This is a genomic window from Chitinophaga sp. YR627 (assembly GCF_900114995.1).
Lineage (GTDB): Bacteria > Bacteroidota > Bacteroidia > Chitinophagales > Chitinophagaceae > Chitinophaga.
In genome coordinates this window covers 1,938,490-1,958,326 of the sequence record NZ_FOUX01000001.1, presented here as the reverse complement: position 1 = coordinate 1,958,326, position 19,837 = coordinate 1,938,490, and the positions used below count along the sequence as shown (strand labels likewise).

The window sequence follows — 19,837 nt, the reverse complement described above, 5'->3', positions numbered from 1 at the left end:
ATAGGATTTTCTATCAGCGATCATCATCTTACGGTGATTTACGAAGGGCAGAACAGTGTTCACAACACCAGGCGATATCGTCCTTAACCTGCTCTTTGCAGCGATTATTCTGCTGCTTTTCTTTGCCACCTTGCTGCAATTGCCAATATGTTTTTTTCGATATGCCTGTTACCATATGCGGAACATTCTTAAAAGCTATTGCTGTCTGCTGATCCTGCCTGGTGATATTATTGGCTTCAGCATCCCCCGGGCTGATCTTCTGGTAACGGGTGGATTTGCCCAGGACATACTGATAATTGCTGCTTTCCTCAGAAAGAGATAATTTTAGCCCTTATGACCGACGACGAAATATTAGCAGCATTCAAAGAGAGGAGAACGACTTACGATACTTATCTTCAGGCGAACGAGATTCAATTGTGTACCTGTCCGGGTTGTGGTTTCCCTTCACTTACTGACCGGGGAGAGTTCGAGATCTGCATTATCTGTTTCTGGGAGGATGATGGCCAGGATGACCATGCCGATAGCATATTAAGCGGATTATTTGAAGAGCTTCAGTTGTCCGGACCTAATGGTAAGCTTTCTCTTATAGAGACCAGGATCAATATCGGGCGCATACTGGAAAGTAATGCTGATATGATCGATGGTGAAATTGATCTGGACACTGCCCGGGTGTTAGAGACGATTGCTTTTTATCAGCTGCGCAGAATGGATATTGAAGGCAGAATGACAGGAGAAGAGTCGGCGCAGGATCATATCTGGCTGGAATGGCAGGAGGTGAGGAAGGATTTGCAGACAGCTCTTGTTGTGCCGAAGCAGCAGGAATAGCGATATATGATCAGTTGCGCAATATGGATATTGAAGGCAGTGTGACAGCGAGCGTATTAGTGCGGGAGCCTATCTGGTTGGAGTGGCAGGAAGTTAGGAAGGACTTGCAGACGGCTCCTATTATGCCGAAGAAGTAGGAATAGCGGATATTTATCAGTTGAGAAGAATGGATATTGACAGCTGGATGATGGGGAGAGCATTCGTGCAGGAGTGTATCTGATTGGATTGGCGCGAACTGAAAGGGGAACTGTGTAATGCCTTTGTTATACTGAAGAAAGTAAGATGACAGCCGTTAAATAGCTCGCTGCCCGGACGAAAACGTGGACTTGATCCGGTACTGATATGGTGATGCCTGAAAGCTGTTATCTAAGTGCTGTTGCTACAGTCAGAAAGGGCAGGGACATGAAGGGCTGGCTTCTGCAGGATGCAAAAGCGAAAAAGAAGGTTTTATTTTCGAAACAGTTAACGGAAAAATACGCAGCAAAATATAACAGGACGGTAGGGAAGGGTTTATTCTAACTGCGTGATGCCCGGATAACGGTGTGTAGCTGCCGGGATGTACATAGTGCGTGTGCGTACTGATGTACGCTGAGGATGCGAATGTACTTTCAGGCGTTTTGCTGTTTCAGGGGGTATTACGGCAATGATATCTGCCGCTGAATATCGCTGATCATGGGATGGGCCATCACTAAGCATACCTCTTACCTGTAAGGTCAGGACCAGTGTTCCTTCTCCGGGAACAAACAGGGGAATGGTCAGACCTTCGAAAGGCTTTCCCGGATGTATGGTGGTAACAAACGTATCTGTACCTGTCACACGGCGTGTGTCGAAATCAATCCGGACAGCAATGACTTTTATTTCCAGGGCGCTAAAGCGACCGTATTGTGATATCTCCTGTGCGGGGATCTGTACTGTTCCGTTTGAGGACATGACAGGTGGTACTGTCAGGAAACGATCTATGCCCGTTTGCTGGTTAAAGCGGAAGCGGGTTAATGTAACATGATTTCCTGTAGCGGCGATCAGTAAACTGTTAAGGCGATTTACATGACTGCTGTCGCAGCGGATGTCCAGTTCGTGGTAACAGGCATGGCGAATAAGCCGGCTTTTTCTGCTGGCCAGGCCAAAGCGTTTGGCGGCGCTGCGGGTAGCGATCGTCTGACGGACTATTTGGGGTGCGCCGCGGAGGAAGTATTTACCGTTGCGCTCATAGCCAATCTGCTGACCGAGTTTACCGGTAAAGGTGATAATGGATTGTTGTCTTGCCATCGATGTTGATTTTGTGCATCATGAATTTAATCATAATCCGCGGTCGGAAGTCCTTTGGTACCCGGGAGATTGTCCACTAATTGCAGTAACGGATGTGGAAAACCGGAGCGGCCTGTTTCCGTTTATGGACTCTTCCCTTAATTTGCTAGCTTTGGACCTGCAAATCGTAAAACAGGTATATGAAAAAGGCATTTATTTTCGACATGAACGGCACTATGATCGATGATATGGCATATCATTTAGAGGGCTGGTTTAATATTCTGAATGATGACCTGGGGGCAGGTATGACCCGGGAGGCGGTGAAGAAGGAGATGTATGGTAAGAATCAGGAGTTGCTGATCCGTATTTTCGGGAAGGACCGTTTTACGGAGGCAGAGATGGATGCATTATCCATGGAAAAGGAGCGGAAGTATCAGCAGGCGTATCTGCCGCATCTTCGTTTGATTCCGGGGCTGGATGCATTCCTGGCGGCGGCTGAGCAGGAAGGGATCCTGATGGGTATCGGTACGGCGGCGATTCCGTTTAACGTAGACTTTGCGCTGGACAATCTGCAGATCCGTCATTATTTCAAAAGTATCATTACTGCGAATGACGTTGCTACGAGTAAACCGAATCCAGAGGTTTTTCTGAAGGCGGCAGAGGAACTGGGGGCAGATCCTGCAAACTGTATCGTATTTGAAGATGCGCCAAAAGGAGTGGAGGCTGCTGCGAATGCGGGTATGAAAGCAGTGGTGCTGACCACCATGCATACTGCTGAGGAGTTCATTGGCTTTGACAATATCCTCACGTTTGTGCCTGATTATACGACACTTACCACCGGTGGTTTGTTCAGATAATTGTAGTTGTCTATCTGCCTTACGGCAATGATAAATAGTTGATGGTCCTGGCGATAGCCAGGGCCATTTTTATTGCAGGCCGGTCTCTATCAGAAAAGATAGTAAGTCCCGGTCAGTTGTTTTACCCGGTTAACTAACGGCGTTTGCGGTCTGACGGTACGAAATTCATCGGATATATCTCCGGTCTTTACCGGAAATATGTGCTATGATGATAAGGCATTCAAAGGCATGCTCAGTCTGCATAAGCAGCTATTTGTACACCTACTGTTCCTGCTGTATTGCAGGCTATTTTAATCATTGGTAAAAATTAATTGTAAAATTGACATTTATATTTCTATATTGTGCTAAATAAGCAGTCTGTAGTTTTAAATGCTGGCAATATCAACACTCTGTTTTATATTAGCGGAATTAAATTCCTGCAAAGTATGACACGTTATTCCCGGCAAACCCGGATGCTGGTAGCTGTAGACTGTATTATTTTCGGTTTTGACGGACAGGATCTCAAGCTTTTGCTGATCAAACGCGGCTTTGAGCCGGAGAAAGGGAAATGGAGCCTGATGGGAGGTTTCGTTCAGCCTGATGAAGATCTGGAGCAGGCAGCGGCCCGTACGCTGACTAAGCTGACAGGACTGGACGGGGTATACATGGAGCAGCTTGGCTCTTTCGGTCATCCCGGCAGGGACCCGATGGAAAGGACGCTTTCAGTAGCCTATTTCGCCCTGATCGACATCAATCAATACAAACAGCAGATCACCGATGAGTATAAGGCAGAGTGGTTCCCACTTAAAGATGCTCCTAAACTGATCTTTGATCACGCCGATATGGTTGAAGAGGCCCAGGCCAGATTACGTTACAAAGCGGCGATCCACCCGCTGTTGTTCGAGCTGCTACCTACCAGATTCACAATTCCGCAGTTACAGATACTGTTTGAAGCAGTATATGATGCCGGCTTTGACAAGCGTAATTTCAGCAGGAAGGTTTTATCTACCGGCTTGCTTGTCAAACAAAAAGAAAAAGAGAGGGCTACTTCCAAAAGGGGAGCATTCTATTATAAGCTGGATAAAAGAAAGTACAGCGCCAAATTCCACGCCTTCCTCAATTTTGTTTCCGATCCGGGAAATTTGAAATAGGCCATCACTGATATGATGGTCACTGTTTACACAGTGATAATCATATCAGCGTTTTTTTGCCTTTTTTTATAATTGTCTTTTTGACAATAAAGTATATACGAACAATTATTCATTTTTTAAATTAAGCGGCTGTTTCCTGCCAGGCGGGAGGCATGTCAGGATTGTACGTTATGGAAAATTCATTTGTAATAGGTGTCGACTTCGGTACCGATTCGGTGCGCTCCCTCGTTGTAAATACGCAGACAGGACAGGAAGCCGGCAGTGCAGTGCATTATTACCCCCGCTGGCAGAAAGGATTATACTGTGATCCGGCTACTCAACAATACAGACAGCATCCGCTGGATTATCTGGAAGGGTTGGAGCATAGCATCCGTGAGGCATTACAGCAATGTCCTCCGGGTACAGCTGCCCTGGTAAAGGGTATTGCTGTAGACACGACCGGTTCTACGCCGGGCCCGGTGGATGAAACCGGTACGCCACTGGCGCTGGTACCGGGATTTGAAGAGAATCCCAATGCGATGTTCGTCCTCTGGAAAGATCATACTGCTAATAAAGAAGCGGCCCTGATCAACGAGATCGCGCATAGCAATGGGATGGACTATACTCAGTATAGTGGTGGTATTTACAGTAGTGAATGGTATTGGGCCAAGATATTGCACGTTATTACAACGGATGACACCGTACGTGAAAAGGCTGCTTCCTGGGTAGAGCATTGCGACTGGATCCCGGCAGTACTCACGGGCAATAAAAGCCTCGGCACGCTCTTACGCAGCCGCTGTGCCGCAGGTCATAAAGCAATGTGGCACGCCTCCTGGGGTGGCTTACCTCCGCGTACTTTCCTTGAAAAACTGAGTCCTGCACTCACAAAATACGATCAGAGCTACACGGATACCGTTGAAGCGACCGTACCTGCGGGTACTATTAGTGCTGCATGGGCGGAGAAGCTTGGTCTGCCGCAGGATGTAGTCATCGGTACCGGTGCATTTGACGCACACATGGGCGCTGTAGGTGGTGGTATCCAGTCCTATTCCCTCTGTAAAGTGATCGGTACCAGTACCTGCGATATCCTCGTGGCGCCTATGGAAGAAGCCGGACACCTGTTTGTGAAGGGTATCTGCGGACAGGTAGACGGATCGGTTATACCGGGTATGCTAGGACTGGAAGCAGGGCAATCCGCCTATGGCGATGTATTCGCCTGGTTGCGCAAACTGATCATGGGACCGATGTATGCCCTGTTACCGGATGAGCAGGATAAACTGGCTGCGGTAGAAGGGAAGTTATTAGGCTACCTTTCTGCACAGGCGCAGCAATTACCACTGAAAGACAATGATCCATTGGCACTGGACTGGTTTAACGGCCGTCGCACGCCAGACGCTAATCATACACTGAAAAGCACCATTACAGGTTTACACCTCGGTATAGATGCGGTACAGGTGTTCAAGGCACTCGTAGAAGCTACTGCATTCGGTGCGCAAAGCATTGCAGAACGCTTCCAGAAAGAAGGTATCGCTATCAACGAAGTGATCGCACTGGGTGGTGTGGCCAAGAAATCGGGTTATGCCATGCAGGTACTGGCTGATGTCATGAACCGCCCGATCCGTATTGTGAACAGTGAGAATGCATGTGCACTGGGGGCGGCTATGTTTGCAGCAGTAGCGGCAGGCGTATATCCTGACATCGACCAGGCGCAGCAAGCAATGACCTCCGGATTTGAAACAACCTGGCAGCCCCGCCAGGAGAACGTGGCCTATTATGCAGCCCGTTACCGCAAATTCCAGGAACTGGGCGCTATCACCGAAAAATTATACGTATGAGCAAGCAATATCAGGGCATAAAAGAACAGGCTTACGAAGCCAATATGCAATTGCCTGCATTGGGACTGGTGCTCTTTACATTTGGAAATGTAAGTGTAGCAGACCGTGCTGCCGGCGTATTTGCCATCAAACCCAGCGGCGTGCCTTATGTGCAGTTGTCGCCGGACCAGATGGTGATCGTTGACTTTGATGGTAACACGGTTGAAGGCAGCAGCCGTCCCTCTTCAGATACCAAAACCCATGCGGTATTGTACAAGCACTGGGAAGATATCGGCGGTATCGTACATACGCATTCTACGTATGCGACTGCCTGGGCACAGGCTCAACGCGATATCCCCGTATATGGCACCACACATGCCGATCATCTCACCGCAGACGTACCCTGTGCTGCCCCGATGAGTGATGAAATGATCAAGGGTAACTATGAATACCAGACCGGTTTTCAGATCATGCAATGTCTGCAGGAAAGAGGGCTTTCTCATAAGGATGTAGAGATGCTGCTGGTCGGTAATCATGCGCCTTTTACCTGGGGTAAAACGGCAGATAAAGCAGTTTACAATGCCGCCGTGCTCGAGGAAGTAGCACGTATGGCGTTTCTGACGGAGAGTATCCGTCCGGAGTGCCCCAAGCTGAAAGAGGCATTGATCAGAAAACATTTTGAACGCAAACACGGGCCCGATGCTTATTACGGACAATAGCGCAGGTCATCACCTATAAATTCCAACAGCATGATACAGTTGAAGCAATTTGAAGCCTGGTTCATCACAGGCAGCCAGCATCTTTACGGAGAAGAAACTTTAAAGCAGGTAGCGGCGCATGCTGAAAAGATCGCGCAGTCCCTCAGCAATGAAGCCAATATACCAGTACGTATCGTCTTTAAACCAGTTGTAAAGACGCCTGACGAAATCTATCGCATCTGTCAGGAAGCAAATACAGCGCCTGATTGTATCGGGGTGATCGCATGGATGCATACTTTTTCTCCTGCGAAAATGTGGATCGGCGGACTGAAAATATTACAACGTCCGTTGCTGCACCTGCATACCCAGTTTAACCGTGACATCCCATGGGGAGATATCGATATGGACTTCATGAACCTGAACCAGTCCGCCCACGGCGACCGTGAATTTGGTTTTATGATGTCCAGAATGCGTATGGATCGTAAAGTAGTGGCAGGCCACTGGCAGGATCCTGACGTAGTAGCAGAAATAGGTGTGTGGCTGCGTGCCGCAGCCGGCTGGTTCGACTGGCAGGGTGCACGTTTTGCCCGTATAGGCGATAACATGAGACAGGTGGCCGTTACCGAAGGCGATAAAGTGGAAGCTGAACTGCAATTCGGCTATTCTGTAAATGGCTATGGTATCGGTGATGTCGTGAAATATATTAAAGGCATCAGCGACGCCGCTATCGGTACACTGGTAGAAGAATACCACGATACCTATACGCTGGCGGCCGGCTTGCAAAAGAACGGTGCACAGCATGCTTCTTTGCTGGAAGCCGCTCGTATTGAGTTAGGTCTGCGTGCCTTCCTGGAAGAGGGTAACTTCAAAGGGTTTACCGACACTTTTGAAGACCTGCATGGCATGGAGCAATTACCGGGGATAGCGGTACAACGTCTGATGGCAGATGGTTACGGTTTCGGTGGAGAAGGCGACTGGAAAACAGCGGCGCTGGTGCGGGCCATGAAGGTGATGGGCAGCGGTCTGCCGGGTGGTAACTCCTTCATGGAAGACTATACTTATCATTTTGATCCGGATAACAGACTGGTGCTGGGTGCGCATATGCTGGAGATCTGTTCTTCCATTGCGAGTGGTAAAGCTTCCTGTGAGATACATCCGCTGGGTATTGGCGGGAAGGCGGATCCGGTAAGATTGGTGTTTAATGTCGCTGGTGGACCGGCTATTAATGCTTCTGTGATCGATATGGGTAACAGATTCAGGTTGCTGGTGAATGAAGTGGAGGCGGTTGCGCCGTTGCATGAATTGCCTAAACTGCCGGTGGCGAGGGTGTTGTGGAAGCCGTATCCGGATATGCGTACGGGGTGTGCGGCGTGGATCCAGGCTGGGGGAGCGCATCATACCTGTTATAGCCAGAATCTGGGGGCGGCGCATATGCAGGATTTTGCGGATATGGCGGGGATTGAGTATGTGAAGATTGGCAAGCAGACGGATTTGTATCAGTTCCGGAATGAGTTGCGGTGGAATGATGCGTTTTATCTGATGAAAGGATTTAAGTAATTAAAGATCGATAGGCTGAATAAGCCAATGATGACGTGGAATATCAATCGCCGGTCCGTTTCGTACGGACCGGCTTTTTTATTTAGAAGTCGATGTGGGTTGGGTTGTTGCTGGGTGCGTTGCTGGGTGAGTTGCTGCGGGTTGAGGTGGGACGCCGGGCTGACGCCCTTTTTCGAGGCGTGCTATTGGGCGTTGGGAGGTCGTGTTGGGCGTTGGGATGGGGATTGAACCCCTGTCTGGCGGGCGGGCTCTCAAAGGGCTAAGGCCCTTTGTCTCCACCTCAACCCCTCCGCTGGTAGTCCCTGCCAATTGGACAAAGGTGTTTAGGTAATTAATGAGGTGTGCGTTGTTCTTTTAAATTTTAGCTCTTACTCTCTACTCTCGCTCTCAGCTCTTAACTCTTAACTCTTAACTCTTAACTCTTATCCTCAATTCCTAACTCTAAGCCTAACTTTCAATTCCTAACTCTTAATTACTCACTCTTAATGCTTAATTCCTGATTCCTAATTTCTAATTTTTACAGCGTTTGCCAATTTCTTACCAACTCCGTTAAAAGTGTCTGACCGGCTGGCCAGTCTCCCAGGTTGGAGTCGGCGTTGATATGTCCTTTTTCACCGGCATTGACAAAGCGGCTTCCCCAGGCATTGGCGAAAGACCGGGAGCGTTCCAGGGTGGCGTATTGGTCGTTGGTGCTGGAGACCACAATACTTTTGAAGGGTAGAGCAGACATGGGGATGGGTGAGAAGCCATGCGCTTCTTCCGGGAATCCGGGCCTTTCCGCGTCTGCGGGAGCTACCAGCAGTGCTCCTTTGATACTGAGTTTTGTGTGTTGTGCCCAATGGGCGAGTGCAATACAACCCAGGCTGTGGGCGGCAATAACAACATCGGGACCGGCTGCAGCAACGGCTTCCTCAATTGTCTGTATCCACTCTGTCATTTCCGGTGTGTCCCAATTTTGCTGATCTATACGTTTGTATCCGGGGTTGTGTTCCCAGATCGTTTGCCAATGCAATGGCCCTGAACCATGTAAACCTGGTGCAGTCAGTACGTTAACTTCCATAAATATCCCTTTTTAAAAAATACTCCCTTTAGCAAGACAGATGATGGTATAATTGGCACAGTGTCCAACAATGTACAAAAAAGGAATAAAAATGCAAGTAGCTCAACCGTTAACGAAACGCAAATTTCTGCGGATACCGGCATATTTTGATCGCTTCATGGGAGAGCGGCGGAAGATGCGTTTGAATTCCTCTTCGGTTAGTTCTTCCCAGTCTTTGGTCGAGAAATTAAGTATTTCGGGGATGGGGGTGAATTCGGTGGTCTTATTGGGTTTGGAAAAACGATTCCAGGGACAGACGTCCTGGCAGGCGTCACAGCCAAACATCCAGTTATCAAACTGTCCCTGCATGTTGTCAGGGATCAGTAATTCTTTCAGTTCTATCGTAAAATAGGAGATACAACGGCTACCATCTACGACACCTGGTTCAACAAGTGCGCCGGTCGGACAGGCATCCAGACAACGGGTGCAGGAACCGCAGAAATCACCTACTGGTCCTTCATATAATAGTTCCAGGTCGGTAATAAGGGTGGCAATAAAGAAGAAGGAGCCCGCCTGTTTATGGATCAGATTCCCGTTTTTACCCAGCCAGCCCAATCCGCTGCGTTGCGCCCAGCTTCTTTCCAGTACAGGGGCTGAATCTACAAAGCCTCGTCCGCTCACAGCGCCAAACTCCTCCTGCATTCTTGCCAGCAGGGTGTTCAGTTTTGCTTTGATAACTTCGTGATAGTCATGCCCATAGGCGTATTTAGAGATCTTAGGCGTATCCGTGCGCTGTTGCTCCTGCGGATAGTAATTCAGGAGCAGGGTAATAACGGATTTTGCATTATCGACGAGTTTCCGGGGATCCACCCGTTTGTCGAAATTGTTTTCCATATAATGCATAGAGCCATGCATTCCCTTATGCAGCCACTTTTCCAGGCGACGGGCATCGTCATCCAGCTGCATAGCCTGCGCAATGCCGCAATGATCGAAACCGAGGTCGGCAGCATGCTTCTTTATAAAGTCTGTGTATTTTCCCCTAAGGTCCATGAGTGGCTGCAAGTTACATAAAAATAAAAGTATGCTATAGCAAGTGTTGGAATATCAATTTTACATACCTTCAACTAAATAATCCTTATATCCTGATATGCGTAGCAGATCTATTGTATTCCCCCTGCACCTTATAGTAGGTTGCCTTATCTCTTGTACAGCATTCTCACAATCGAAAATTAAATTCGGAAAGATCACACCGGAAGATTTTAAGCCCACATCAGCAGAAAAAGATACATCAGCACATGCGGTGATCATTGCAGACGTCGGGTCTTCTGAATATGAAGTAGACAGAGACGACCTCAATCTGATCTTTAAACAATACAAACGTATAAAGATCATTGATAAGAATGCCTATGACGAGGCCACTGTCAGAGTGGGGCTCTATCATGTCGGTTCAGCAGAGGAGAAATTACAGAACGTAAAAGCCGTTGCCTATAACCTGGTAGACGGCAAGGTTGTCGAAACCAGAATGGACAGCAAAAGTATCTTCAATGACAAGGTCGGGAAGTCGGTGAACGTTAAAAAGTTTACTATTCCCGATGTAAAAGAAGGTACCATTATCGAGTATTCCTATACCGTTAACTCCCCATGGAAGTACGATCTGAAACCCTGGACTTTCCAGAACGAATATCCGGTGTTGTTCAGTGAATACACGGTAGAGATCCCGGAATTCTATGACTTCGTTTTCCTGAAACAGGACGTTAACGGGTTGATGAAACACAAGGCGGACGTTGACAGAAAGACGTTTAATCTGACATATGAGTCCAGCCCTACGGCTGCGGCTGAACATTACAGTATGTCCGCGAATACCGTTAGAAACGTCTGGTCCGCAGAAAACGTACCGGCATTAAAAGAAGAAGGCTATACCACCTCTCTTTCGAATCATATTACCCGCATCGAATTCCAGATCGCAGCTTTAAAATTTCCTAACACGCCTGTGAAACCGATGATGGCGACCTGGGAGAAATTCTCAGAGGAACTGTATAAGAGTGAAGATTTTGGTGCCGACCTGGGTAAGAACAACGGTTACCTCGGCGATGTGGTAGACGGTCTGATCGCCGGTGTGAAGGAAGATACCGCCAGGGCGCGGCGTATTTACAACTATGTACGTATGAACTTCACCTGTACTGACCATGATGGATTATACCTGAGTAAGCCATTGAAAACGGTATTCAGTTCTCACAACGGTAATGAGACGGATATTAATCTGCTGCTGATCGCCATGCTGCGTCGCGCCAAGCTGAAAGCTGACCCGATGATCCTCAGTACCCGTGATCACGGTGTTACCAATGAAATGTATCCACTGGCAGCACGTTTCAACTATACAACGGCAGTACTGACAGTTGATACCCTTTCTTATTTCCTGGACGCGTCTTTATCCTATCTTGGATTCGGCCGTCTGAGTTCATCCTGTTATAATGGGCATGCCCGTGTTTTGGTGGAGGGCTCCACACCTGTACCCGTTTATCTGAATCCGGATGATCTGCTGGAGCAGAAAACTACTTATGTAATGGTCATGGGCGGTGAAGGCGGTTCCCTGAAAGGCAGCTATCAGCAGGTACCTACCTATTTTGAATCCTGCTCCATGCGGGCTGGTATAAAGGATAAGGGTAAGGAAACTTATTTTAAAGGTCAGGAGAAAGACTTTGGCGCTGAGACCACCATTAGTGGCGTAGAAGTGGAAGATATGAATGACAATGAGGTGTCCCTGAAGGTGAAATACGACTTTGAAATGAAGCCGGACGAATCAGGTATGTTGTATATCAATCCGCTGTTTAAAGAAGCGACCCTGAAGAATCCTTTTCTGTCTGAAACGCGTTTCTATCCGGTAGAAATGTCACATGTAATAGACGAAACCTATACACTGAATCTGTCGGTACCGGAAGGTTATGAAGTGGAGGAACTGCCAAAGTCCGCTGTAGTAAAACTGAATGAGACAGATGGGATTTTCCAGTACCTGATCCAGGCGAGTGAAAACACGATCCAGTTCCGTTCCAGGATCAAATTGAGCCGTGCTGTATTTGCTCCGGAGGAATACCCGGAACTGCGCAGATTCTATGACATGATTGTAAAGAAACAATCAGAACAAATTGTACTGAAAAGAAAAAGCTAATCAATGTTTTCGTTTTTAACCAAAAAATACGCTTACGCGGTTTGTTACTGTGTATGCGTTTTACTGTCCATTGGGCGCGCTTTTGCCGGAGACCCGATCTATCCGGCGATGCTGATACCCGACTCCCTGAAGAAGAACGCGCACATGGTAAAACGTATGGAGGAAGTTACCGTAAAGATCAATGATCCGGCAGATGTACGGGTAACGACCCATTACGTAATTACGGTGCTTGATCCTAAAGGAGAGGAATTCGCCCATATGGTTGAGCGCTATGATAAACTGAGAGAAATCCGTTCCATAAAAGGTACACTCTATGATGCGCTGGGTTTGCCTGTAAAAAAGCTTAAGCAGAGTGATATACAGGACGTGAGTGGCACCGGAGGGGACCTTATGACGGATGACCGTATCAAGCATCATTTCTTCTATCACAATCTGTATCCACATACAGTGGAGTATGAGGTAGAGGTCAGATATAATTACTCCTATTTTCTTCCGCATTGGCAACCACAGCAAGATGAATCCATTGCCGTAGAGCAGAGCAAACTGACGGTGACCGTACCGAAGGATTATGTACTGCGTTATAAAGTGTTGAATTACAGCGGAGAGCCAGTGCAGCGGAACGACGGTGCTGAACGTAGCTACACCTGGGAGGTAAAGCAACTTTATGCAGTTCCCGGAGAGATCTATTCTCCATCCTGGGACACCAGAACGACGACGGTACTACTGGCCCCGGCTTCGTTCGAGATGGGGCATTATAAGGGTACGATGAATACCTGGGAAGAGTTTGGCAAATTCTCTTATATCCTGAATCAGGGAAGAGACGTCCTGCCGGATAATATAAAACAGACTGTTCATCAGTTGACCGATGGCCTCGGGCGTGAACAAAAGATCGCAAAACTGTATGAGTATCTGCAGCAGCATACCCGTTATATCAGTGTCCAGCTGGGGATTGGTGGCTGGCAGACCTTCGATGCCGCTTATGTGGCCGCAAAAGGTTATGGTGACTGTAAAGCCCTTTCCAATTATATGTGCGCGATGCTAAAGGAAGCCGGTGTTAAAGCTTCCTGTGTGCTGGTGTATGCTGGTGAAGGTAAGAACGATATTACACTGGCGGATTTTCCATCATCAAGATTCAATCACGTCATCGTATGCGTGCCTGATACAAAGGACACTACCTGGCTGGAATGCACCAATAGTAAGGTGCCAATGGGATACATGGGAAAATTTACCGGTAACAGACCCGTATTGATCGTAGACGAAAACGGCGGTAAACTGGTACGTACGCCAGGCTATTCTATGGAGCAGAATGTACAGATCCGTCGCATAGTGGCGAAAGTAGAAGAATCCGGAGAAATGACAGTAAAAGCCAATAGTCATTACGGCGCGCTGCAAACAGATGACCTGCACGGCCTGTTGAACAGTCTTACTAAAGAGAAACTGATGGAAGGACTGAAAGAGGCGGGCTTTTTCCCGAGTTATGAGGTGAAAAGTTACGACTGGAAAGAAACCAAATCGGTGCTGCCATGTATTGATGAGCAGATCGAAATCAACGCCCGTAACTATGCTACGATCACGGGTAAACGTATGTTTATCGAACCGAATCTGATGAATAAGGCTTCCAGGAGATTATCCGTTGATTCTGCACGCCTGGCAGATATTTACCTGAGCTATTCCTATCGGGATATCGATACGGTAACGATCAATATTCCGGAGGGTTACACACCTGAGGCAATTCCTCCGCCAACAGCCTTACAGAGTCCTTTTGGGGTATATACTTCAAAAGTAAGTATTGAAGGGAATGTGATCACTTATATCCGTTCTATCGATCATAAGGGCGGTACTTACCCGGCCAGTTCCTATGGTGAGCTGGCAAAGTTCTACAATAGTATGTTTAAAGCAGACAGGAGCAGGATCGTTTTTGTAAAAAAGTGAAATAATTGCAGTCCGGTGCCGGAAAAGCTGTAAAAACAGCAGTCCGGCACCGTTATTTCTGACAAAATGCCCCAACTGTTAACCTTGGACTAGGTTTTGTTGTTCTCTATATGACGTTTAGAAAGACGAAAAAAGGAGAAAATAAACTGTATATGAATCTGAACAACTTCACCATTAAATCGCAGGAAATACTGCAACAAGCGCAGCAGCTGGCCTTCAATGGACAACAGCAGGCTATTGAGACAGGGCACTTGTTAAAGGCGCTGCTGGAAGACCAGGACAGTGCTATCGACTATTTACTTAAGAAGAACAATATAAATGTGAACTTCCTGTCTTCCAGACTGGAAGATCAAATAAAGAAATACCCCCGCATTTCCGGAGGGGAAGCCGGGCAGGTATTAGGCCGTGATGCAAATAACGCCATGCTGAGAGCTGGCTCCAGCATTAAGGAATTTAAAGACGAATTTGTCAGTGTGGAACACCTGTTACTCGGCATACTGGGTGGCAGTGATGACACTGCCAAATTGCTGAAAGATGCAGGTTTGACAGAGAAAGGCCTGAAGGCAGCTATAAAAGATCTGCGTAAGGGTAGTACAGTAAATTCTCAAACTGCTGATACCCAATATAATTCCCTGCAGAAATATGCAAAGAACCTGAATGAGCTGGCCCGTGTCGGTAAACTGGACCCTGTCATAGGTCGTGATGAGGAGATCCGCAGGACGCTGCATATCCTTTCCCGCCGTTCCAAAAATAACCCTATCCTGGTCGGAGAACCGGGTGTAGGTAAGACGGCGATCGTAGAAGGGCTGGCGCACCGTATTATCAACGGAGATGTGCCTGAGAACCTGCGTTCCAAGATCATTTACGCCCTTGATATGGGTGCATTGATGGCGGGCGCTAAATACAGAGGGGAGTTCGAAGAAAGACTGAAATCAGTGATCAAGGAGGTGACAGAAAGTAACGGAGAACTGGTGCTCTTTATCGATGAGATCCATACCCTGGTAGGTGCAGGTGCGATGGAGGGAGCGATGGACGCTGCCAATATCCTGAAACCTGCCCTGGCCCGCGGTGAACTGCGTGCCATTGGCGCCACCACACTGACAGAATACCAGAAATATTTTGAAAAAGATAAAGCCCTGGAACGCCGTTTCCAGAAAGTGATGGTAGACGAGCCAAATGTGGAAGATGCTATATCCATCCTCCGTGGTCTGAAAGAGCGTTACGAAAGCCATCACCATGTGCTGATCAAAGACGAAGCGATCATTGCAGCGGTTGAATTATCTCACCGTTACATTACAGATCGTTTCCTGCCGGACAAGGCGATTGACCTGATCGATGAAAGCGCGGCTAAACTCCGCCTGGAAATGAACTCTATGCCGGAAGAACTGGACGAACTGGAACGTCGTATCAGACAACTGGAAATTGAAAGAGAAGCGATCAAACGCGAGAACGATGAAGACAAGTTGCGTGAGCTGAACGGGGAGATTGCCCGTCTGGGAGAACAACGCAGCACTTTCAAAGCAAAATGGCAGGAAGAGAAAGAGGTAGTGGACAAACTGCAGGCTGCCAAAGGTGACATTGAAAATCTTAAGCTGGAAGCAGAGCAGGCAGAGCGTAACGGGGAATACGGCCGTGTAGCTGAAATCCGTTATGGAAAGGTAAAAGAACAGGAAGAACTGATCGCAAAATACACTGCGGAGCTGAATGAAATGTCAACAGACCATAAACGTCTGCTGAAAGAAGAGGTAGATGCAGAGGATATTGCGGAAAACGTTGCCAAAGCGACAGGTATTCCGGTTTCGCGGATGTTGCAGAGTGAAAGAGATAAACTGCTTAATCTGGAAGACGAACTCCACAAACGTGTAGTAGGTCAGGAAGAAGCGATCATCGCGGTATCTGATGCGATCCGCAGAAGCAGGGCAGGGCTCCAGGACCCTAAACGTCCCATAGGTTCGTTCATCTTCCTGGGTACGACCGGTGTCGGTAAAACTGAGCTGGCGAAAGCCCTGGCAGAGTACCTGTTTGACGACGACTCTATGATGACGCGTATAGACATGAGTGAATACCAGGAAAAACACGCTGTGAGCCGTCTGGTAGGTGCGCCTCCGGGATATGTGGGATATGAAGAAGGCGGACAGCTGACAGAAGCCGTAAGACGTAAACCTTACTCTGTCGTGCTGCTGGATGAGATAGAAAAGGCACATCCGGATACTTTTAACATACTCCTGCAGGTATTGGATGACGGCCGTCTGACGGATAACAAAGGTCGTGTGGTGAACTTTAAAAACACCATTATCATCATGACCAGCAATATGGGTAGTCATATCATCCAGGAGAATTTTGAAAGGATTGAGGAAAATAACCGTGAATATATAGTTGATTCGACCAAGGCGGAAGTGATGAATTTGCTGAAACAGACCATCCGTCCGGAGTTCCTGAACCGTGTGGACGAGGTGATTATGTTCCAGCCGCTGCTTCGTGAAGAAATTAAGGGAATAATTAACATTCAGTTACAACAGTTAAAGAACCTGGTAGCACAAAATGGCATGATATTGGAATTCTCTGATTATGCGCTTGAATACCTCGCTGTTCAGGGTTATGACCCGCAATTCGGGGCAAGACCACTGAAAAGGTTGATACAGAAAGAGATCATCAATCTGCTGAGTAAAAAGATACTAACAGGAGATATTGATAAGACCAAGCCGGTGTTGATTGACGTGTTTGACGGAGTAGTAGTAATAAGGAACAATCACACAGTAGGCGCGTAACAAAATTTTCTATTCAAATACGACGATATACAGTTACGAATACCCGGGTAATTCTTTATCCGGGTTTTTTTATGCAATTCCGATCATAGCGATCTTTCCTATCTTTATAACCAATTGGATTTAATGACCATTCAACAAATACTGTGTAATATCTATCCGTTACCGGCTGAATCTTTGGTTCAGTTAGAAAACATTGCTGAACAAAAAAGCTACCCCAAAGGACATTTATTACTAAGGGCCGGACGGATCGAGGATCAGGTGTATTTTATCAGACAGGGCATCGCCCGTGCTTTTTCGGAGAAACGTGACCGGAACGTCACTTTCTGGTTTGGACAGGAGGGAGATGCCGTTGTATCCATGCGCAGTTATGTTGAACAGAAACCCGGATACGAGCATATTGAGTTGCTGGAAGACTGTGAATTGTATCAGATGGAAGCGGCAAAACTCCAGGCTTTATATCGGGAGGATATCAATATTGCCAACTGGGGAAGGAAGTTTGCCGAAAAGGAGATCATCAAAACGGAAAACAGACTGATCAAGTTGCAGATCGGCAGCGCCAGTGAAAGATATAAGGAATTCATGGAAGAAAACCCTGCCTTACTACAGCGGGTACCGCTTGGGCATATCGCCTCCTATCTTGGTATATCAGCAGTCAGTTTAAGCCGTATCAGGGCCGAAAAAGGTTAATTATTTAACATTTGTAAAGTCCAGGCGTCTATACACGGTCTAATTTTGTCCCGAAACAAAAAGGACTATGAACTGGATCATTCTGATAATCGGCGGCCTATTCGAAGTAGGATTTACTTTTAGCTTAGGGAAAGCAAAAGAAACGGCAGGGAATACTGCGTATTTCTGGTATGCATGTTTTGCAGCCTGTCTGACACTCAGTATGTATATGCTGATGAAGGCCACGCAAACCTTACCACTGGGTACTGCCTATGCTGTATGGACAGGTATTGGTGCTGTAGGGACTGTGTTGGTAGGTATCCTTGTGTTTAAGGAGCCGGCTACCTTTCTGCGTGTATTATTCATCACTACCCTGATCGGCTCTATAATCGGCTTAAAAGTGGTATCACCACACTAAATAGTAGTTGTCTTCAATAACTGACCTGATGGAGGAACATTTTGGACGCAAAATGCCAGTTCCATCAGGTCTTTTTTATCACGGCTTCCTGTCATGGCTCCCCTCTGTAGCACTATACCTGTAATAAAACCAGTATTTACCCTGTACTCACGGCGCGTCATTTTTCTGTATTTTTGGTACAAAGCAACATTTATGATCGGAGAAAGAGAAAAACGGTTTATGCAGATGGCGGTGGACCTTTCCCGCGAGGGAATGGAAAAGGGGGACGGCGGTCCTTTCGGCGCTATCGTTGTACGGGGAGACGAGATCGTAGGACGTGGCTGGAACCAGGTATTGTCATTCAACGATCCTACGGCGCATGCGGAAGTCGTAGCGATCAGGGATGCCTGTGCCAGGCTGAATACTTTCCAGCTGCACGATTGTGAGATATTTACATCCTGTGAACCCTGCCCGATGTGCCTGGGGGCTATTTACTGGGCCAGACCCCAACGCGTGTATTTTGCCAATACAAAGGACGATGCCGCAGCCATTGATTTTGATGACTCATTTATCTACCGGGAGATTCAGGTACCACACTCAGATAAGAAGATCCCGTTTATAGCGTTTCCGTCTGCATCCGCTGCTGCGGTGTTCAGGGACTGGCAGATCAAAGGAGACAGAACGCTGTATTAATTAAGAATTAAAAATTAAGGATTAAGAATTGGAGGCCGGATTGAAGGAAAAGGCTTTGGGGAAGCTATGTCCTGTTGGTTTTTAACAAAGGATATGTAATATTTGCATCTCTATACGCCGACTGATGAAAATAAATAAACAGATCATTGTTTCGAACGTCATTTTTTACATAGCCTCTTTCAGTTTCATTGTGGCCGAGATGTGCAACTACAATAGTGATGATCCATTTGACCAGAAATATCGTATGTTTTTGTTTACGTTCTGGGGAGTATGGACATGTGCATTGATATTCATGTTAGCAAAAAAAGTGATAAGCGTATATTCACTGGCGGACAAAATAGGGGCTTTTACGTCTTCTCCTGTATTGTTTTTTTTGCTGCTGGCTTGGGTTGAAAGTCGTGAAAGAGAAAAAATATGTTCGGTAGGCCGTACCTTAGGTGACAATAGGATTGAATTGAAGGAGGTATATGTGTGTATGTCGAACTCTAGCCGTAAAGTAAGGCTGGAGAAGTATAAGCGTCCTTATAGCCCATTGATGGAGGAAGACTGGGTTAAAACAGGTACCTGGCTCTATTTTTCACCTTCTGGGGATACAATTAAGCGTGTTATTTATGAGAACGGGATCATCGTAGCGCAATCCACCGATCTATCCGAATAAAACAGGAGATTAAAATAATTAAAGGGGGCTGTCTGTATTATCAGACAGCCCCCTTTATTATTTTCTATCAGGAATTGTTCACCGTACTTATGTAGAGAGGCTTTCTATTTAAACGTATGGCAAGCTGAATGCGTAATTCCTGATTGAAATCAGATTAAGCAGCTTTTTTAGGAGCAGCGTGATGAGCTTTATGCGCTTTAGCAGTTGTGTCTGCAGCTGGTTTCTCGGTTTTAGCTTTTTCTTTCTTAGCAGGTTTCGCAGCTGGAGTCTGTGCGAAAGTGATAGCGCTAACACTCATAAATACCGCTGCTACAATAAGACCTTTTTTAATGTTCATGATCGTAAGTTTTAAAAATGTGTTTGAGAGATGAATTGTTTTCAATTACTGAAGTAAAGGTACTGCCGGAATGAGC

General features: G+C 47.0%; 18 protein-coding genes. 14 read left to right on the top strand and 4 right to left on the bottom strand.

Annotation, left to right across the window (positions count from 1 at the left end):
* Positions 1 to 175: 175 nt before the first annotated feature.
* Complete coding sequence (locus BMZ72_RS36790; protein WP_218155210.1) at positions 176 to 322, top strand: hypothetical protein; 147 nt, start codon at positions 176 to 178, stop codon at positions 320 to 322.
* 11 nt (positions 323 to 333) lie between these two features.
* Positions 334 to 825, top strand: a complete 492-nt coding sequence (locus BMZ72_RS07220) for a CPCC family cysteine-rich protein (protein WP_089806650.1) — start codon at positions 334 to 336, stop codon at positions 823 to 825.
* Between the two features lie 510 nt (positions 826 to 1,335).
* On the opposite strand, the gene BMZ72_RS07215 is transcribed toward BMZ72_RS07220, so the two are convergent.
* The gene (locus BMZ72_RS07215) at positions 1,336 to 2,091 is read right to left on the bottom strand and encodes a hypothetical protein (protein WP_089806649.1); all 756 of its coding nucleotides are present in this window, start codon (positions 2,089 to 2,091) and stop codon (positions 1,336 to 1,338) included.
* A 179-nt stretch (positions 2,092 to 2,270) separates the two neighbouring features.
* On the opposite strand from BMZ72_RS07215, the gene BMZ72_RS07210 reads away from it, so the two are divergent.
* The 5 genes from BMZ72_RS07210 (at position 2,271) to araA (ending at position 8,105) form a co-directional block, all read left to right on the top strand.
* Positions 2,271 to 2,927, top strand: a complete 657-nt coding sequence (locus BMZ72_RS07210; protein ID WP_089806648.1) for an HAD family hydrolase — start codon at positions 2,271 to 2,273, stop codon at positions 2,925 to 2,927.
* A gap of 425 nt (positions 2,928 to 3,352) precedes the next feature.
* A complete protein-coding gene (locus tag BMZ72_RS07205) occupies positions 3,353 to 4,057 on the top strand; it encodes an NUDIX hydrolase (RefSeq protein WP_012791627.1) in 705 nt (234 codons plus the stop codon).
* 170 nt (positions 4,058 to 4,227) lie between these two features.
* On the top strand, positions 4,228 to 5,871 hold the full coding sequence (locus BMZ72_RS07200; RefSeq protein WP_089806647.1) for a ribulokinase: 1,644 nt from the start codon (positions 4,228 to 4,230) through the stop codon (positions 5,869 to 5,871).
* A complete protein-coding gene (locus BMZ72_RS07195; RefSeq protein WP_089806646.1) occupies positions 5,868 to 6,569 on the top strand; it encodes an L-ribulose-5-phosphate 4-epimerase in 702 nt (233 codons plus the stop codon). Before BMZ72_RS07200 ends, BMZ72_RS07195 begins: the two co-directional genes overlap by 4 nt.
* 30 nt (positions 6,570 to 6,599) lie before the next feature.
* On the top strand, positions 6,600 to 8,105 hold the full coding sequence (gene araA, locus BMZ72_RS07190; RefSeq protein ID WP_089806645.1) for an L-arabinose isomerase: 1,506 nt from the start codon (positions 6,600 to 6,602) through the stop codon (positions 8,103 to 8,105).
* Between the two features lie 517 nt (positions 8,106 to 8,622).
* Here araA and BMZ72_RS07185 read toward each other — a convergent pair.
* Both BMZ72_RS07185 and queG read right to left on the bottom strand, forming a co-directional pair.
* Positions 8,623 to 9,165, bottom strand: coding sequence for an RBBP9/YdeN family alpha/beta hydrolase (locus tag BMZ72_RS07185; RefSeq protein ID WP_089806643.1), 543 nt, complete (start codon positions 9,163 to 9,165; stop codon positions 8,623 to 8,625).
* Between the two features lie 102 nt (positions 9,166 to 9,267).
* Complete coding sequence (gene queG, locus BMZ72_RS07180; protein ID WP_089806641.1) at positions 9,268 to 10,194, bottom strand: tRNA epoxyqueuosine(34) reductase QueG; 927 nt, start codon at positions 10,192 to 10,194, stop codon at positions 9,268 to 9,270.
* Between the two features lie 97 nt (positions 10,195 to 10,291).
* Here queG and BMZ72_RS07175 point away from each other — a divergent pair, with 97 nt between their 5' ends.
* From BMZ72_RS07175 to BMZ72_RS07145, 7 genes are all read left to right on the top strand, one after another.
* Positions 10,292 to 12,310 carry a DUF3858 domain-containing protein gene (locus BMZ72_RS07175; RefSeq protein WP_089806639.1) on the top strand — a complete coding sequence of 673 codons (2,019 nt, stop codon included), beginning with the start codon at positions 10,292 to 10,294 and terminating at the stop codon, positions 12,308 to 12,310.
* Between the two features lie 3 nt (positions 12,311 to 12,313).
* A complete protein-coding gene (locus BMZ72_RS07170; RefSeq protein ID WP_089806636.1) occupies positions 12,314 to 14,242 on the top strand; it encodes a DUF3857 domain-containing transglutaminase family protein in 1,929 nt (642 codons plus the stop codon).
* A gap of 152 nt (positions 14,243 to 14,394) precedes the next feature.
* Positions 14,395 to 17,010 (top strand): ATP-dependent chaperone ClpB, encoded by a 2,616-nt coding sequence (gene clpB, locus BMZ72_RS07165; RefSeq protein ID WP_089807288.1) that lies wholly within the window; start codon positions 14,395 to 14,397, stop codon positions 17,008 to 17,010.
* A 123-nt stretch (positions 17,011 to 17,133) separates the two neighbouring features.
* Entirely contained in the window at positions 17,134 to 17,697 is a 564-nt protein-coding gene (locus BMZ72_RS07160) for a Crp/Fnr family transcriptional regulator (RefSeq protein WP_089806635.1), read from the top strand.
* Between the two features lie 67 nt (positions 17,698 to 17,764).
* A complete protein-coding gene (locus BMZ72_RS07155) occupies positions 17,765 to 18,094 on the top strand; it encodes a DMT family transporter (protein ID WP_089806633.1) in 330 nt (109 codons plus the stop codon).
* A gap of 192 nt (positions 18,095 to 18,286) precedes the next feature.
* Complete coding sequence (locus BMZ72_RS07150; RefSeq protein ID WP_089806631.1) at positions 18,287 to 18,766, top strand: nucleoside deaminase; 480 nt, start codon at positions 18,287 to 18,289, stop codon at positions 18,764 to 18,766.
* A gap of 124 nt (positions 18,767 to 18,890) precedes the next feature.
* On the top strand, positions 18,891 to 19,424 hold the full coding sequence (locus BMZ72_RS07145) for a hypothetical protein (protein ID WP_089806629.1): 534 nt from the start codon (positions 18,891 to 18,893) through the stop codon (positions 19,422 to 19,424).
* Positions 19,425 to 19,578: 154 nt separating this feature from the next.
* Here BMZ72_RS07145 and BMZ72_RS07140 read toward each other — a convergent pair whose 3' ends face one another.
* Entirely contained in the window at positions 19,579 to 19,761 is a 183-nt protein-coding gene (locus BMZ72_RS07140; RefSeq protein ID WP_089806627.1) for a hypothetical protein, read from the bottom strand.
* Positions 19,762 to 19,837 lie beyond the last annotated feature (76 nt).